We start from the raw sequence: 14564 nt of genomic DNA, 5'->3' as shown, positions 1-14564 counted from the left end.
GGAGGACGGCGGGTCAGGGGCGCAGTTCGTCACGCTTCACGTGCGCGAGGAGAGTAGCGAAGGCTTCTGGAGTGAGGGCAAGGTGGCCGGACTCAGGACTCTTGCTGTCTCGCAGGCCGACGCTTTCGCCCATATCGGCGACCTCGACGCACTCGTTGCCCTGAGTGTTGCTCCGGCTCGACTTGCGCCATACCAGGCTCATGTCATTTCCTCCATGATCCGCTTAATGAGCGCCCTGCTGTCGCTCCGAGACAGTGCATCTGCCCCGATTCGGTCGAACCGTACCGCAAACTCGGCGACCTCTGTGGGCTCCTGTGCCAGCCTGCCGCCGCCGAACGCCTCCAGGTAGGCGACGCTCTCGTTCTTGGTGGAAATGACCGTGAAGGAGCCGTCCAGTCCCATATGGGCTCCAATCCGGCGCGGGACTGCACGCATCACGACATTGGGCTGGTGGCTCATATCCAGCAGGTGAGCCAGTTGGTGGTGCATCACCTTGGAACCTCCGACCGGCTGGTCCAGTGCGCTCTCGTTGATGAGGGCCCAGACCTGCGGGGGTTGCTCCCTTGCAAGGATCTCCTGACGCGACATGCGCGCCGTCAGAGCTGCGTCAACGTCGTCCACGTAGCCAGCGGCGAGCAGGGCTCTGGCGTACTCGGGGGTTTGCAGCAGGCCGTGGATGACGCATGAGGTGTAGGTCTTGATCACGCGCGCTCGCGCCTCATAGAGGACAAACGCCCTGAACCAGTTCGGATCGTGTCCTTCCTCGGCGTACTTGCGCAGCCGCGAGAAGTGGCCGCCGGTGGCCCAGACCGCGTCCAGAATTTCGGCCTGGCTCTTGCTTGGCTTTCGGATGCCACTTTCGCAGTTGTGGACCTGTTGTTTCGTAACCCCGACGATCTTTCCGACCTCGGTTTGCGTCAGCCCTCGCGCTTCACGGTAGAAGCGCAGGTCATAGGCCAGCCATGCCCACAGCGAGGTGTTCGGGTCGAGGCCTGGCAGGGGAGCCATTGCGCGATCTCCTGTGTACACCGTGTCAACGAATACCCCACAGCGTGACACGACGAAGCCACTCTGGCCCTGGAAACGCGACAAGAAAGGAGAGAATCGTGGGGATCAATGCGCTTAATTCGGGCGAACTGGATATGTCGCTTCTGGCGGCGCCCACTGCGCCGGGGATGATGCGCTCTCTCATGGAGTTCCGGCTCAGGGAATGGGGGATGGCGCGGAACGCGGACGACGTTTATCTGGTCGCCAGCGAATTGATCACGAATGCGGTGCGCAGCGTGCCGGACCGGGAGATCCGAGTGCGGCTCGTTCGGGAGTGCGGGGCCGTCGTGGTGGGCGTCTGGGACCCGTCGGACGTTATGCCGGTGATCCGGCCGCTCGTGGAGATGACCTTGGACGACGTCGTCCCCGACGCGCGGGCCCTGGACGATGGCGGGACGGGTGGGCTCGGACTTCCGATCGTCCAAGCCCTGTCTGTCGAGTGCGGAGTTACCAGGACCGAGCCGTTCGGCAAATGGGTCTGGGCGAAGGTGGCGGTCTGATGGAGCGCTTTCTCCTGCGATGGCGGACGTGCCGGGACCGCAGGCCACCGCGTGGCGGGTGGCCGGTGCTGAGCTGGGCGCACGGCACGACCGGGACCGCCGACGCGTGCGCGCCGTCCGCCGACACCGCGAACGGGCCCGCGCACGACTATCTGTCGATCACTGAGTCGTATCTGAACAAGTGGGTGGCCAACGGCTACGCCGTCGTGCAGACGGATTACGAGGGTCTTGGCACTCGCGGCGGGCACCCGTATATGAATGGCGCCAGCGAGGCGAACACCGTGCTTGATATCGTGCGAGCCGCTCGCGGGGTCGATCGCCGTATTGGGCGCGACTGGTTCGTCGCGGGGCACAGTCAGGGTGGGCAGGCCGCGCTGTATGCGGCGGCTGGGCAGTGGCCACGGGACGTCCGGTTGAGGGGTGCTGTGGCCATCGCGCCTGGCTCGAACATGAGTCAGACCGTTCTCTACATCAAGAATCAGTACCCGGGCGCTGAGGTGGCGTTGCCGTTCCTGTTCGTCCTGGTCAACGGGGCCTACGCCGCCGACCCGTCCATCGTCCCCGAGGACATCTTGACCGATGAGGCCGCAGCCATTGCGAAGGCCGGGCGGACGAACGCCTGCCTTGCCCAGCTTCAGGAGCTGAGTGCGAAACTTCCCCTGAACAACGTGTTCCGGGCGGGTGCTGACCTCGCTCAGTTCGAGCGCTATTACGATGCGCAGGAAGCGCTTGGACTGACGCTTAAGGTCCCGACGCTTGTTGCGCAGGGCACCGCCGACACCTCAGTCACCCCTGCGGCGACCAAGAACATCGTTAGTGACTTGTGCAAGCGCTACCCGAACGTCACCTATCGGACCTACGACGGCGCAGATCATCGGGGCAGCGTCGGCGCCTCGTTCGAGACGTCGTTGGCCTTTGCTCAGGCTCTTCGCAACGGCCATATCCCTGACCCGACCTGCTAACGCGAACGTCCTAGACGAGGTTGTCCTCGACCTTGAGGCCGAAGACGCCACGGCCGTACATGGACAGGGCGTACTCGACATCGTTGGCGACGTGGACGCTGCCCGCGTGCGCGTCCCGCCATGCCCGCTCGATGACGTTGCCACGGTGTAGGGAGTTGCCGCCAGCGGTCTTGAAGAGCAGGTCGATCGCCTGCATCGCCCGTTCGGTGCCACGCACCTGGTCGCGGCGGACGCGCAGCCGGAGTTCCATCGGGATTTCCTCGTCGCGGGCGGCGTATTCGTAGACCTCTCGAACGTTTCGGTCGGTTTGCAGGATTGCCGCGTCTATTTCGGACGACGCGCGTGCGACGGCGACTTGTGCGAACGGGTCGTCCACGAAGCGTCCGCCGCCGAGGCTCACCCGGGTTCGGTCGCGCATCCGTGCGAGGTACAGGTCGTAGCAGCCCGCCGCCATACCGATGACGCTGGCGCCGACCGTGCTGGTGAACACGGTCCCGAACGGAATCCGGTAGAGCGGCCCTGTGTTGACTTCGCGGCCGGGGGTGCGCAGCTGCGTCTGCTCGGAGTTGCGCAGGGCGCGGTGGGCCGGGACGAACGCCCGCTCGACCACGATGTCGTCGCTGGCGGTACCGCGCAGGCCCATCGAGTCCCATACCTGGCGGATCTCGTAGTCGTCCCGAGGCACCAACACCGTCATGAAGTCGACGGGACGTCCCTCCGCCCCGACGACCAACGCACCCAGCAACGCCCAAGACGCGAACGCACAACCAGACGAGAACGACCACCGTCCTGAAACCTCGTAGCCCCCATCAACGGGGGTCAGCCGCCCGATCGGCGCATAGGACGACGCCACCAACGTGTCGGGCCCCGTCCCCCACACCTCGCCATGTACTTCGTCCGCGAACAGCCCCAGATGCCACGAATGAACACCAAAAACAGCCGCGACCCACCCGGTCGAACCGCAGACCCCGGAGATCGCCCGGATCGTCTCGTAGAACGTAACGGGATCGCCCTCGGCACCCCCGTACCGCGCGGGCTGAAGCATCCGAAACACGCCCGCAGCGGTCAGCTCCCGGATCGTCTCGACGGGGATGCGTCCGCTCTCGTCCACCCCCCGGGCCCGCTCAGCAATCCCCGGCAACAACCCGCGCACAGCCGCCAGAACCTCGTTGCTCATGAGGAATGACTTTATCGACGAGCCCACTCCCGCCCCGGCCCGCACCACAAACGAGGAGACCCGTGCCGCGCGGCCGGGGGTTTGGGTGGCGCCCCCCAGTGAGAATTTGACCTCAGGTTTGGTTGAGGTCTTAGCGTCCTTTTTGTCCACTAGGAGTTGGAGGGGTGATCATGCGGGTTGCGGGGTTCACTGAGGTTGGGGGGCCTGAGGTTCTCCGGGTTCTGGACGTTCCTGTGCCGGAGGTTGGGGACGGGGACGTGCTCGTCCGGGTTCGGACGGCGGGAGTGCAGCCGTTCGATCTGGCCGTTCGGGACGGGTGGATGCCCCCAGGTGTGCAGAAGAGCTTTCCCCGCGTGCCGGGTAACGAGTTCGCGGGCGTGGTGGAGCGGGTCGGTGGCGGTGTCACCAGCGTGGGGGTGGGCGACGAGGTGATTGGCAACTGCGTCCTCAATGCCTATGCCGAGTTCGTTGTCGTTCCGGCGACGATGCTCGCGTCCAAGCCCGCGAGCATGCCGTGGGAGGTCGCGGGTGGTTTTCCGGCCGCCGTCCAGACTCCGCATATCGCGCTGGAGGAAATGAGGGTCGGAAAGGGCGACACCTTCCTCGTCCACGCGGCGGCGGGTGCGGTCGGGACGGTCGCCGTGCAGCTCGCCCGCGCCGCCGGGGCCACCGTCGTCGGGACGGCGAGTGAGGCCAACCAGGACTATCTGCGGTCGATCGGCGCCATCCCCGTCGTCTACGGAGACGGGCTCGAAGAACGCATTTTGAACGCCGCCCCGAACGGTGTCGACGCCGCCCTGGACGGTGCGGGCGGCGAGGCCTTGGAAGTGTCCATCAAGCTGGTCAAGGACAAGACGCGAATCATCACGATGGTGGAGCACGCGCGGGCGGCGGAGCTGGGAGTGCGGATCACGCCCCACAAGCGGTCGCCGGACCGGCTCGTCGAGGCGGCGCGGCTGTTCGACGAAGGGCGGCTGAAGATCCACGTGCGCGGGGTGTTCCCGTTGGAGCGGGCCGCGGACGCCCACCGCGAGGTGGCGACCGGCCATGGGCGGGGCAAGGTCGTCCTCGCGGTGGGGTCCGAGTCCTAGACCTGCGCGCGTTCTCGCTCCGCCGGGGGCGCGGACTCGGTGAGCGCCAGTCGTTCCTGGAAGCGACGCAGAGGACGGGGCGCCCACCAGTTCGCGCGCCCGGCGAGCCGCATGGACGCCGGGACGAGCAACGCCCGGATCAGGGTCGCGTCCACCAGAACGGCCAGCGCCATGCCGATGCCGAGCATCTTGAGGAACACCACCCCGGACAGCGCGTACGAGGCGAACGACACCGCGAGAATGGCGGCCGCCGTGGTGATCAAGGGGGCGCTGCGCTGGAGGCCGGTGGCGACGGAAAGGGCGTTGTCGCCGGTCCGGTCGTACTCCTCCTTGATCCGGGACACCATGAAGATCTCGTAGTCCATGGACAGCCCGAACGCGACGCAGAACATCAGGATCGGGATGCTGGGCTCAAGACTTCCAGTCGCGGTGAACCCGAGCGGGCCGGAGAGGTGCCCGTCCTGGAAGATCCAGACGAGCGCCCCGAACATCATCGACAGACTCAGAACGTTCAGAACCGCCGCCTTCAGCGGTACCAGCACACTCCCCGTCATCAGGAAGATCAGCAGGCAGCTCACCACGAGGATCAGCGCGACGACCAGGGGCAGCCGGTCGATCAGCGCGGTGCGGAAGTCGGCGAGGTCGGCCGGGTAGCCGCCGACCATCGTCCCGTCGGGGGCGGGGACGCCGCGCACGTCACCGACCAGGCCGAACGGGTCGCTCTCCAGAACGTCCTGGTCGGGCACGACCGACAGCCAAGCCCCAGCCGAGAAGCGCGCGGCGTCAGGGGCCGCAGCGCGGCGGCCGTCCACGAAGGAACCGGACGGCGCGTCAACCTGGGCCACTCCCGGCACCCGCGCCAGCGCGCCCGCATAGCGCTCGACCTCGGCGGGGACGGTGCCGTCCGGCACGACGATCCGAAGCGCGTCGGTCTCCTCAGCGGCGAAGCCACTCCGGATGCGCTCCTGCACCTGGCGGCTGGACGCCGAGTCGGGCAGAACCCGGTCGTCCGGGAAACCGGCCTTCAGCCCGAGCAGCGGCGAGCCGAGCACCAGGAGCAGCACGACCACCGCTCCCCCGATCACGACGGGACGACGCATCACCCGAAGCGCGACGCCGTGCCATACGCCCTGGTCGGGGTCGCGGCGCCGGGTGGCAAGGCGGCCTCGGGCGAGGCGGGGGCCCAGTCCGGCGAGCGCGGCAGGCAGGAGCAGCACAGCGCCGATCACGCCGAACAGAACGACGAAGAAGCCCGCATAAGCGAACGACCGCAAAAACGGGAACGGGAACGCCAACAACCCAAGCAAGGAAACCGCGACCGTAAGCCCGCTGAACAGAACAGTCCGCCCAGCGTGTTCAGCAGCCTTGACCGCCGCATCGTCCGGATTAGCCCCCCGCCCCAACTCCTCCCGGAAACGGGAGACGATGAACAAGCTGTAGTCGATCCCAAGGCCGAGCCCCATGACCAACGTCAGGTTGGCCGCGAACGTGGAGACATCGGTCAACGCGGTGACGCCGCGCAGCGCGGCCAAGGTGCCGAGCATCGCGAAGATGCCGACGCCCAGGGGAAGTAAGGCCGCCAGGAACCCGCGGAACGCGAACACCAGCAGCACGAACACGATCGGAAGCATGAGGATTTCGGCGCGCCCGAAGTCCTTGCGCGCCTGCTCGCCGACCTGCCGGAACACCTCTTCCTGGCCGCCGACCCGCACCTTCAACCCGTTGGCGTCGCGCGTGAAGCGAGGAGACAGGTCGCCGAGACGTTCGCGGGCCTGCGTGGCGTCACCGGCGACGTGCGCGACCACCAGCGCGGAGCGGGAGTCCTCGCTGCGCAGGGTCGGCGACTTCCCGCGCGTCCAGTAGGACGAGACCTGGCCGACCCCGGGCTGCGCGGCCAGTTCGCGGGTGAGCGCCTGTCCGGCGGCGGTGGTCGCGGGCTCGTCGACGGTGCCCTTGGCGGCCGTCACCAGCAGGAGCATGTTCAGGTTGCCCGCCTTGAGCCGGTGCTCCAACGCGCTGTCCGCGCTCACCGACTCCGAGCCGGGCGATTCGAAGCGGGCCAGCGTGAGGGCGCTCATGGCGCCCGAGCCGAGCAGGCCCACGACGACCAGGACGAGCAGACCCGTGCCGAGCACCCACCGTCGTCGCCGGACAGCGAACAGCCCGAGACGTCGCATGAGCGGCGGCGCTGGCGGCCCGCTATGTCGAGGGCCTCGGCACCGCCCATGAGCTGGCCCTCGATCCCGAGGTGACGGGGCTTTCCCTGGACGAGCTGCTCGACCGGATCATCGACCCGCTGATCGTCTTCAACCTCGCCAACCCGGGCTTCAAGGCCCTGTTCGCCCGCGCCGACATGCCGGAGGCGATGACGGCCGCGACACGTCCGCTGCACGCGGCGGTGCTCGGCCGGGTGGAGGCCATCATCGCCGCGCGGGCGCCCGGTCTTCCGGCCGACCGGTGCGCCCGCACCGCCGAGGTCAGCGTCCGCATGTTCAAGGCGCTGCTGCCACTCGTGCTCGCCGCCAAGGGGGACGAACGCGAGACGTTCCGCGCCGAGCTCAAGCGGGCACTGCGCGGCTACCTAGAACCGGTCATCGGCGCCTGACCCGCGACTCACGTGCGTGAAGGGCGACGCGGCCCTCAACGCGCCGTCGCCCTCGTGCTGGCGGCCCCAGTCAGCCCGGTGCGGGGACGGGTCGCCGCGCCCCAGCGCCCGCCGTCCGGCGCCCAGGGCGGGCCCTGCGGTTTCCGCTCACCGGAAGGCTCCAAGCACCCCTGGCGGAAGGACGCTCCGGGTTCACTTGTTAGAAAGGGAGTGCGTCCCGCCATCAGCCCCCGAGGTGAACAGATGCCAACCGAGCCAGCGCTCACCGACGAGTCCGGCGCGAGCCCCCGCGAGGCCCCGGATCCGGTCGAGTTCCGCAAGGCCATGGCGGAGTTCGCCACCGGCGTCACCGTGGTCACGGCACTGGACGGCGGGGAGCCCGTGGGCTTCGCGTGCCAGTCGTTCGCGTCGGTGTCCCTGGAACCGCCGCTGATCCTGTTCTGCGCCGACCGCCGTGGCCGATCCTGGCCCCGGATCAGGGCGGCGGGACGGTTCGCCGTGAACGTCCTGGCCGAGGAGCAGCGGGACCTGTGCGAACGGTTCGGGTCGACCAGGGGCGAGAAGTTCGACGGCCTGGAATGGAAGACGTCACCGTGGGGGACGCCCACGCTGCCGGACGTCCTGCTCGCCGTCCACGCCGTCGTCCACGACGTGCACCACGCGGGAGATCACGATGTGGTGATCGGACGGGTCGTGGGCGTCGAACGGCACGACACGCGAGATGGCGTGTGGCGGCATCCCATGGTCTTCTTCCGCAGCCGCTTCGGCGTCGGCGAACCCGACGCGCCCATCGCCCCCGACCCGTGGGGCATCGGCGACCGCTGGGGCTGGGGCTAGCCAGCGCGCGAAAGACTCTCCGTCGAGACGGGCTCGGCCGGGGTGTGCTCGCCGAGACGGGCTCGGCCGGGACGGGCTCAGAAGTGCTCGGTGCGGAGGTGGTGCTGGAGCGTGGCGAGTTCGAGGTGGGGCTCGTTGCAGCGCACGCAGGCCCAGACTCCGGTGGGGACGCTGTAGCCGTGCGCGGCGGCGTCGTCACGCGCGCACTGCTGGTTGTAGGACTGGACGAGGCGTCGCCATGTCCGCCGGACCGCCGATGACATTCCCGTCCCCCTCCGAGACCGGTACGTTCTGGATCGGTCCAGGATAAGGCAACGGGAATGTCAAGGCGAAACGCCGGAGATCACTGACCTATCTTCACGCCCGGTTCGCCGAACCGGTACTCCAGCGGCCGCACCCCGCGGCGTCCCGGCATGTTGCCCTTGGCGCGGGTCCTGAAGAGCGGCAGGATCGTCCGCCCCATGGTGTTCTCCATCATCATCGCGGCGGCCGCGTACAGCGCCAGTACCGCGGAGGCGACGAGGAGCCAGCCACCGACGTCCAGTGCCCAGGTGGACGGGGCCCAGAAGCCGGCGGAGGTGAAGCCCGCGCCCGCGGCGAGGCACATCAGCAGCAGCGCCACGACGAGGTTCGACCCGAGCGCGGCGAGCGCGCACAGCCCGGTGATCACCGCCAGGGCGACCCACCAGAACGCGAAACCCTCGTTGACGTTGCCGCGGATCGGGGCCAGTGCCGCCGGGTAGGCGCCCGTGCTGATCAACAGGAACAGCAGGCCCCATGCGAGCCAGAACGCGCCCCACATGCCGTGGACCGCGGTGGCGAGGCCATCGCGCGCCCGGTAGGCCCACATGCCCGCCAGGAACTGGGCGAGACCGCCGAACGTCAGGGCGAACGGCCACAGCGCCAACGGTGTCAGCGCGTTGCCGTACCAGCCCGCCTGCCAGGCACCGACCATCATGGTCGCGCCCGCGAACCCGAACAGCCCGAGAATGGACGGTGCCGCGACGGGTTGCAGGTGAATGCGCGTCCGGTCTTCCCAAAGCGCGTGCTCACCAGGGACGTCGGCGCCTCTGGTCGGGGCCGCGTGCACCGCGCCCTCGGCCGGCGTCGCCGCGGTCCGCTCGCCGTACACCGGCGGCTCCGCGCGCTCTCTACGCCTTGCCATGAGATCCCCCCTCTGGAATCGGAGAGCTTCAATCGCCTCCTAACCGGGGGCAGAGGGGTCAAACAGGATCAGAACGGATACAGTTCGACATTTCGGGCGCCAGTCGCGTCGTTTGCCGTGCGCGGGGACGAGCGTGGTGCTTTCATTAACGTCCGTGAGTTCCCCGCCCGTGTTCGTTCATCCGGGCGCCGCGCCCGAGCCGCCACCGGGCGACGGCCGCCCCGTCGTGATCCTCGCCAGCGGACGGCAGCGGGTCGCCGCGCGGCTGCTCGACTGGGTGACCGTCTGGCTGGCGATGACGGCGCCGTATCTCCTGGTCATGGCCATGGTCCTCAACGTGGACTCGGCCCGGATGCCGGACGCCCTGCTGTCCACCATGATCGTGACGTGCATGATCGCGATGGTCTGGGCCTGGGCGCTGCTGCGCATCGTCCGCCTGGTCCTGTGGGGTTGCACGGTCGGGCAGCGCATCGCGGGCATCCGCGTCGTCGGCTACGACGGCCTGCGGTTCCCCGGCTGGAAACAGGCGTTCAACCGCTGGTCGCCCACCTGGGGCGGACGGAACCGCAGCTCCGGCCTCGGCCCGTGGAGCGACGTCCACGCCTACTGGAAGGACCAGCGGACCCGCTGCTGCCTGCACGACAAGGCCGCGGGCACCGTGGTCGTCCAGGCGCCGGTACGGGAGCCCGCGCGCCGGATCGTGCTCGCCGCCACGCTCCCCCTCGCCGCGCTGGCCGTCGTCCTGGCCTTCAAGCTCATCACCTGACGCGACCGATTCTCAGCTCACCTGGCGCACCCGGTTCTCAGCTCACCTGACCCGCCCGGGTCTCAGCACTCGAAACGCACTCGGGACTCAGCTCACCGGACCCGCCCGGGGCTCAGCACACGTGACGCGCTCGGGGCTCAGCCGCGTGGACGGCAGTGGATCCCCAGGCCGGGGACCGTGCTCCATCCGATCAGCTCGAACAGCTTCTCGATGTGCGCGGACACCGCGTGCAGGACGAGCAGCCGCCCGCCCTCGTGCAGGTCGGACGCGGCCCGGCTGAACGCGCGGAGCCCCGCGACGTCGATGAACTCGACGGCGGCCATGTCGACATGGACGTCGCCGGGCGCGCGGTCGCGGACGACGCCGAGCACCCGCGCCACGTCCCGCGCGTTCGACACGTCGATCTCGCCGCTCATCGACAGCCGCGGCGCCGCCGCGACGGCGGCGATGCGCAGCAACGCCGTGTCGTGCTCGACGACGTCGTAGCGGACCGGGACCCGCTCGCCCGAACCGAGTCCGTCCCCGTCGCCGGTGGTACGCCAGACCGTCATCCGCTCCTCGCCCTGGACCGGGGCGCCGCTGCCGTGCGCGGTCCCGTCCATGCAAGGTTCTCATCTGTCGGCGCCTTCTGACCCCCGCCGAGCCGAAAACACGACCCCGACTTTTCAGGTCCGCCACCGGTGGGGCGTCACAGGTGGGGGAGCAACCTCCCCGGGGTGATCGGCAGGGTCCGGACCCGGACGCCCGTCGCGTGGTGCACGGCGTTGCCGATGGCCGCGGCGGTGCCCACGATGCCGATCTCGCCGATGCCCTTGGACCCCATCGGGTTCAGGTGCGGGTCGGACTCCTCCACCCAGATCGCGTCGATGTCGCGGACGTCGGCGCACGCCGGGACGTGGTACTGCGCGAGGTCGCGGTTGAGGAAGTCGCCGAACTCCTCGTCCATCACGCTCTCCTCCATCAGCGCCATGCCGAGGCCCATCGTCATGCCGCCGATGAACTGGGACCGCGCCGTCCTCGGGTTGATGATCCGTCCGGCGGCGAACACGCCGAGCAACCGGCGGACGCGGACCTCGCCGGTGTCGACGTCCACCTCCACCTCGGCGAACTGCGCCCCGAACGCGTGCCGGGCGTACTTGTCGCGCCCCTTGACCTCCTCGGTGGTGTCGGCCGACGCCTCGATCCCCTCCGGCGGGACGGCGCCGTTCTCCGTGTGGGCGGACGACCCCCCATGCCCCGGGGAACCGCCATCCTCCATGTGGGGGGACGACCCCCCACGCCCCCCGGAACCGCCATCCTCCATGTGGGGGGACGACCCCCCACGCCCCCCGGAACCGCTGTTGAGCTTGGCACGCAAAGCCTCGCACGCACGTACGACAGCCGTCCCCCAGCTCGCCGTCCCCGACGAGCCGCCCGCCGTGGACGCCCTGGGCAGCGAGCTGTCGCCCAGCTCGACCGTCACGGCGTGCAGGTCGGCCTTCAGCGTCTCGGCGGCGATCAGGGCGAGGGCGGTGCGGGCGCCGGTGCCGATGTCGGCGGCGGCGATCCGGACGGTGAACGTCCCGTCCGGCTCGGCGCGGGCCGACGCCCGGTTCGGCTGCATGTACGCGGGATAGGTGGACGCGGCGACGCCCATGCCGATCAGCTTGCGTCCCTCCCTGCGGGCCCCGGGCGCCGGGTCGCGGTCGGCCCAGCCGAAACGCGCCGCGCCCTCCTGGAGGCACGCCACCAGGTTGCGGGAGCTGAACGGCAGACCGCTCTCGGGCTCCCGGTCGGTGTCGTTGCGGATTCGCAGCTCGACCGGGTCGATACCGGACGCGACGGCGACCTCGTCCATCACCGATTCGAGCGCGTACATTCCGGGCGTCTCACCCGGGGCTCGCATCCACGACGGCGTGGGGACGTCCAGGCGGACCAGCCGATGCGACGTGCGCCGGTTCGGCGCCCGGTACATGACGCGGGTCGGCGTCGCGGTCTGCTCGGCGAACTCCTTGACGGTGGACGTCTGCTCGAAAACGTCGTGCAGGATCGCGGTCAGGTGCCCGTCGTCGTCCGCGCCGAGCCGCATCCGCTGGATCGTCGGCGTCCGGTAGCCGGTCGTCGCGAACATCTGCTGGCGCGGCACCGCGAACTTGACGGGACGTCCCACGACGCGCGCGGCCATCGCCGCCAGCACGACGCTCGGCCTGGCGGTGCCCTTGGACCCGAACCCGCCGCCGACGTGCGGCGCCACGACCCGGACCTGCGCCCCGTCCAGCCCGAACAGCTCGGCGACGATCCGCCGGACGCCCGACGCGCCCTGCGTCGAGTCGTAGAGCGTGAGGCCGCCGTCGTCGTTCCATTGGGCGAGCGTGGTGTGCGGCTCCATCGCGTTGTTGTGTTCGGCGGGCGTCCTGTAGGTGACGTCCACGCGCACGGCTGACCCGTCGAACCCTTCTTCGGGCTCGCCCTGCTCGGTGTCGCTGGGGTAGACGGGGTTCACCACGTCCGGCTTGTAGAGGCCGGGATGGTCGGTGCGCAACCGCACGTCCGGCGGTTCTGCCGCGTACTCGACCCGAACCCGCCGCGCCGCCTCCCTGGCTGTTTCGAGCGTCTCCCCGACCACGGCCGCGACGAACTGGCCACGGTAGGACACCTTCGGCGACTGGAACAGGGCCAGTTCGCCGTCCGCGTGGTCGTTCAGCTCCGGCGCGTTCTCATGGGACAGGACGGCGAGCACCCCGGGCAGCGCCATCGCCGCTTCGGTGTCCACGGCGACGATCTCACCGCGTCCAACGCTCGCCTGGACGGCGGCCGCGTACGCGACGTTCTCGACGGGGTACTCGAACGCGTACCGCGCCGTCCCGGTGACCTTCTCGCGCGCTTCCAGCCGTTCGGTCATGCCGTCGCCTCCCCCAGCTCCGCCAGCGTCTGAATGATCAGGTTGCGCGCGAGCGGCACCTTGTAGGCGTTGTCGCGCAGCGGCTCGGCGCCCGCCAGCTCGGCCTCCGCGGCGATCGCGAACGACTCCCGCGTCGCGGCCGACCCGAGCAGCGCCTCCTCGGCCCGCCGCGCCCGCCACGGCTTGTGCGCCACACCGCCGAGCGCCAGCCGGACGTCCCGGACGACGCCGCCGTCCACCTCCAGCGCCGCCGCGATCGACACCAGCGCGAAAGCGAACGACGCGCGTTCCCTGACCTTGCGGTACTTGGACGGCATACCGAGCGGCGGAACCTCGATCGCCGTGACCAGGTCGCCCGGTTCGAGGACGGTGTCGCGTTCAGGCTCGTCCCCAGGCAGCCGGTGGAATTCCTCCATCGGAATGGCCTTCTCCCCGGCACGGCCTTGCACGCGCACCGAGGCGTTCAACGCCACCAGGGCCACCGCCATGTCGGACGGGTGCGTCGCCACACACGCCTCCGAATGGCCCAGGATCGCCAGGTTGTGATGCTCACCTTCCCTGGCCGGACACCCGCTGCCAGGGTTTCTCTTGTTGCACGGCTTGTCGGCGTCCTGGAAGTACGAACAGCGCGTCCGTTGCAGCAGGTTGCCGCCGACAGTCGCCAGGTTGCGTATCTGCCCGGACGCCCCGGTCAGGACGGCCTGTGCCAAGACGGGGTGGCTTTCGCGGACGGTCCGGTCTGCGGCGAGCGCACTGTTGCTCACCGCCGCGCCGATGACGAGGCTTCCGTCAGGGGTCAGTTGGATCCGGTCGTGCGGAAGGTGCGCGACGTCCACCAGCCTGGACGGCGTTTCCACTCCAAGCCGCATCAGATCCACCAGGTTGGTTCCGCCGCCCAGGTAGTACGTTTCGCCGTCGTGGCGCGCCAGGGCGTCCTCAACACTGGTGGCGCGCTCATAGGTGAACGGCCTCATGCCTCAGCCGCCTCCCTGCGCTCCGCCTGCGCGGCCTGCCGGACGGCGGCGACGATCCCGACGTACGCGCCGCATCGGCACAGGTTGCCGCTCATCCGTTCGCGTATTTCGTCGTCGTTCAGAACGGGTTCGGAACCAAGGTCGTCGGTCACCGCGCTGGGCCAGCCCTGGTCGACCTCGTCCAGCATCGCCGTCGCGGAACACAGCTGACCGGGCGTGCAGTACCCGCACTGGAAGGCGTCCTGCTCGATGAACGCCTCCTGGATCGGGCTGAGCCGCCCACCGTCCGCGAGCCCTTCAACGGTGACGATGTCGGCTCCGTCATGGGCGACGGCCAAGGCGAGGCACGCGTTCGCACGACGCCCGCCGATCAGGATGGTGCACGCGCCGCATTGCCCGTGGTCGCAGCCCTTCTTCGAACCGGTCAACCCGAGGGTCTCGCGCAGCACGTCCAGGATGGAGGAACGGGTATCAACGCTAAGCCGGTGCTCACGCCCATTCACCACGAGGGTGATATCGGCATGTACCGGGGTGATCTCACTGTCCATGAATTCGATCC

General features: G+C 69.2%; 16 protein-coding genes. 6 read left to right on the top strand and 10 right to left on the bottom strand.

Features of this window, described 5'->3' with window-relative positions; genetic code table 11:
- Positions 1-13: 13 nt before the first annotated feature.
- Both ABD808_RS14655 and ABD808_RS14650 read right to left on the bottom strand, forming a co-directional pair.
- Complete coding sequence (locus tag ABD808_RS14655; protein ID WP_344896099.1) at positions 14-202, bottom strand: DUF397 domain-containing protein; 189 nt, start codon at positions 200-202, stop codon at positions 14-16.
- Positions 199-1008, bottom strand: a complete 810-nt coding sequence (locus ABD808_RS14650; RefSeq protein ID WP_344896096.1) for a helix-turn-helix domain-containing protein — start codon at positions 1006-1008, stop codon at positions 199-201. The genes ABD808_RS14655 and ABD808_RS14650 overlap by 4 nt, the downstream gene beginning before the upstream one ends.
- 98 nt (positions 1009-1106) lie before the next feature.
- Here ABD808_RS14650 and ABD808_RS14645 point away from each other — a divergent pair, with 98 nt between their 5' ends.
- Positions 1107-1547: an ATP-binding protein gene (locus ABD808_RS14645; RefSeq protein ID WP_344896093.1), complete on the top strand. Its 441-nt coding sequence runs from the start codon at positions 1107-1109 to the stop codon at positions 1545-1547.
- Positions 1548-1612: 65 nt separating this feature from the next.
- The gene (locus tag ABD808_RS14640) at positions 1613-2509 is read left to right on the top strand and encodes an alpha/beta hydrolase family protein (protein ID WP_344896090.1); all 897 of its coding nucleotides are present in this window, start codon (positions 1613-1615) and stop codon (positions 2507-2509) included.
- 10 nt (positions 2510-2519) lie between these two features.
- Here the strand turns inward: ABD808_RS14640 and hsaA are convergent, their stop codons facing one another.
- Complete coding sequence (hsaA, locus tag ABD808_RS14635) at positions 2520-3686, bottom strand: 3-hydroxy-9,10-secoandrosta-1,3,5(10)-triene-9,17-dione monooxygenase oxygenase subunit (RefSeq protein ID WP_344896087.1); 1167 nt, start codon at positions 3684-3686, stop codon at positions 2520-2522.
- A gap of 233 nt (positions 3687-3919) precedes the next feature.
- Between hsaA and ABD808_RS14630 the strand changes: the two genes are divergently transcribed.
- Positions 3920-4777 carry an NADP-dependent oxidoreductase gene (locus tag ABD808_RS14630; RefSeq protein ID WP_344896083.1) on the top strand — a complete coding sequence of 286 codons (858 nt, stop codon included), beginning with the start codon at positions 3920-3922 and terminating at the stop codon, positions 4775-4777.
- Here the strand turns inward: ABD808_RS14630 and ABD808_RS14625 are convergent.
- Positions 4774-6954 carry an MMPL family transporter gene (locus ABD808_RS14625; RefSeq protein ID WP_344896080.1) on the bottom strand — a complete coding sequence of 727 codons (2181 nt, stop codon included), beginning with the start codon at positions 6952-6954 and terminating at the stop codon, positions 4774-4776. The genes ABD808_RS14630 and ABD808_RS14625 overlap by 4 nt on opposite strands.
- Positions 6955-7025: 71 nt before the next feature.
- Between ABD808_RS14625 and ABD808_RS14620 the strand changes: the two genes are divergently transcribed.
- Both ABD808_RS14620 and ABD808_RS14615 read left to right on the top strand, forming a co-directional pair.
- Positions 7026-7382 carry a hypothetical protein gene (locus tag ABD808_RS14620; protein WP_344896077.1) on the top strand — a complete coding sequence of 119 codons (357 nt, stop codon included), beginning with the start codon at positions 7026-7028 and terminating at the stop codon, positions 7380-7382.
- A gap of 243 nt (positions 7383-7625) precedes the next feature.
- The gene (locus tag ABD808_RS14615; RefSeq protein ID WP_344896074.1) at positions 7626-8219 is read left to right on the top strand and encodes a flavin reductase family protein; all 594 of its coding nucleotides are present in this window, start codon (positions 7626-7628) and stop codon (positions 8217-8219) included.
- A 77-nt stretch (positions 8220-8296) separates the two neighbouring features.
- Here the strand turns inward: ABD808_RS14615 and ABD808_RS14610 are convergent, their stop codons facing one another.
- Together ABD808_RS14610 and ABD808_RS14605 are read right to left on the bottom strand one after the other, a co-directional pair.
- Positions 8297-8482: a hypothetical protein gene (locus ABD808_RS14610; RefSeq protein ID WP_344896071.1), complete on the bottom strand. Its 186-nt coding sequence runs from the start codon at positions 8480-8482 to the stop codon at positions 8297-8299.
- An 80-nt stretch (positions 8483-8562) separates the two neighbouring features.
- Positions 8563-9384 (bottom strand): acetate uptake transporter family protein, encoded by an 822-nt coding sequence (locus ABD808_RS14605; RefSeq protein WP_344896069.1) that lies wholly within the window; start codon positions 9382-9384, stop codon positions 8563-8565.
- A gap of 154 nt (positions 9385-9538) precedes the next feature.
- Between ABD808_RS14605 and ABD808_RS14600 the strand changes: the two genes are divergently transcribed.
- On the top strand, positions 9539-10150 hold the full coding sequence (locus tag ABD808_RS14600) for an RDD family protein (protein WP_344896067.1): 612 nt from the start codon (positions 9539-9541) through the stop codon (positions 10148-10150).
- Positions 10151-10287: 137 nt separating this feature from the next.
- On the opposite strand, the gene ABD808_RS14595 is transcribed toward ABD808_RS14600, so the two are convergent.
- The 4 genes from ABD808_RS14595 to ABD808_RS14580 all read right to left on the bottom strand — a co-directional run bounded on the left by ABD808_RS14595 (position 10288) and on the right by ABD808_RS14580 (position 14553).
- Positions 10288-10752 (bottom strand): STAS domain-containing protein, encoded by a 465-nt coding sequence (locus ABD808_RS14595; RefSeq protein WP_344896064.1) that lies wholly within the window; start codon positions 10750-10752, stop codon positions 10288-10290.
- 86 nt (positions 10753-10838) lie between these two features.
- Complete coding sequence (locus ABD808_RS14590; RefSeq protein WP_344896061.1) at positions 10839-13031, bottom strand: xanthine dehydrogenase family protein molybdopterin-binding subunit; 2193 nt, start codon at positions 13029-13031, stop codon at positions 10839-10841.
- On the bottom strand, positions 13028-14005 hold the full coding sequence (locus tag ABD808_RS14585; RefSeq protein WP_344896058.1) for an FAD binding domain-containing protein: 978 nt from the start codon (positions 14003-14005) through the stop codon (positions 13028-13030). The genes ABD808_RS14590 and ABD808_RS14585 overlap by 4 nt, the downstream gene beginning before the upstream one ends.
- The gene (locus ABD808_RS14580; RefSeq protein ID WP_344896055.1) at positions 14002-14553 is read right to left on the bottom strand and encodes a 2Fe-2S iron-sulfur cluster-binding protein; all 552 of its coding nucleotides are present in this window, start codon (positions 14551-14553) and stop codon (positions 14002-14004) included. The genes ABD808_RS14585 and ABD808_RS14580 overlap by 4 nt, the downstream gene beginning before the upstream one ends.
- Between the last annotated feature and the right edge of the window lie 11 nt (positions 14554-14564).

Source organism: Actinomadura meridiana, from assembly GCF_039537545.1.
Lineage (GTDB): Bacteria > Actinomycetota > Actinomycetes > Streptosporangiales > Streptosporangiaceae > Spirillospora > Spirillospora meridiana.
This window is presented reverse-complemented; position numbering and strand designations above follow the sequence as displayed.

What these genes read in the sequence shown, in the direction of transcription:
- ABD808_RS14655 (WP_344896099.1), bottom strand. Translation starts at nt 202, where the DNA reads ATGAGCCTGGTATGGCGCAAGTCGAGCCGGAGCAACACTCAGGGCAAC.
- ABD808_RS14650 (WP_344896096.1), bottom strand. Translation starts at nt 1,008, where the DNA reads ATGGCTCCCCTGCCAGGCCTCGACCCGAACACCTCGCTGTGGGCATGG.
- hsaA (WP_344896087.1), bottom strand. Translation starts at nt 3,686, where the DNA reads ATGAGCAACGAGGTTCTGGCGGCTGTGCGCGGGTTGTTGCCGGGGATT.
- ABD808_RS14625 (WP_344896080.1), bottom strand. Translation starts at nt 6,954, where the DNA reads ATGCGACGTCTCGGGCTGTTCGCTGTCCGGCGACGACGGTGGGTGCTC.
- ABD808_RS14615 (WP_344896074.1), top strand. Translation starts at nt 7,626, where the DNA reads ATGCCAACCGAGCCAGCGCTCACCGACGAGTCCGGCGCGAGCCCCCGC.
- ABD808_RS14610 (WP_344896071.1), bottom strand. Translation starts at nt 8,482, where the DNA reads ATGTCATCGGCGGTCCGGCGGACATGGCGACGCCTCGTCCAGTCCTAC.
- ABD808_RS14605 (WP_344896069.1), bottom strand. Translation starts at nt 9,384, where the DNA reads ATGGCAAGGCGTAGAGAGCGCGCGGAGCCGCCGGTGTACGGCGAGCGG.
- ABD808_RS14595 (WP_344896064.1), bottom strand. Translation starts at nt 10,752, where the DNA reads ATGGACGGGACCGCGCACGGCAGCGGCGCCCCGGTCCAGGGCGAGGAG.
- ABD808_RS14590 (WP_344896061.1), bottom strand. Translation starts at nt 13,031, where the DNA reads ATGACCGAACGGCTGGAAGCGCGCGAGAAGGTCACCGGGACGGCGCGG.
- ABD808_RS14585 (WP_344896058.1), bottom strand. Translation starts at nt 14,005, where the DNA reads ATGAGGCCGTTCACCTATGAGCGCGCCACCAGTGTTGAGGACGCCCTG.
- ABD808_RS14580 (WP_344896055.1), bottom strand. Translation starts at nt 14,553, where the DNA reads ATGGACAGTGAGATCACCCCGGTACATGCCGATATCACCCTCGTGGTG.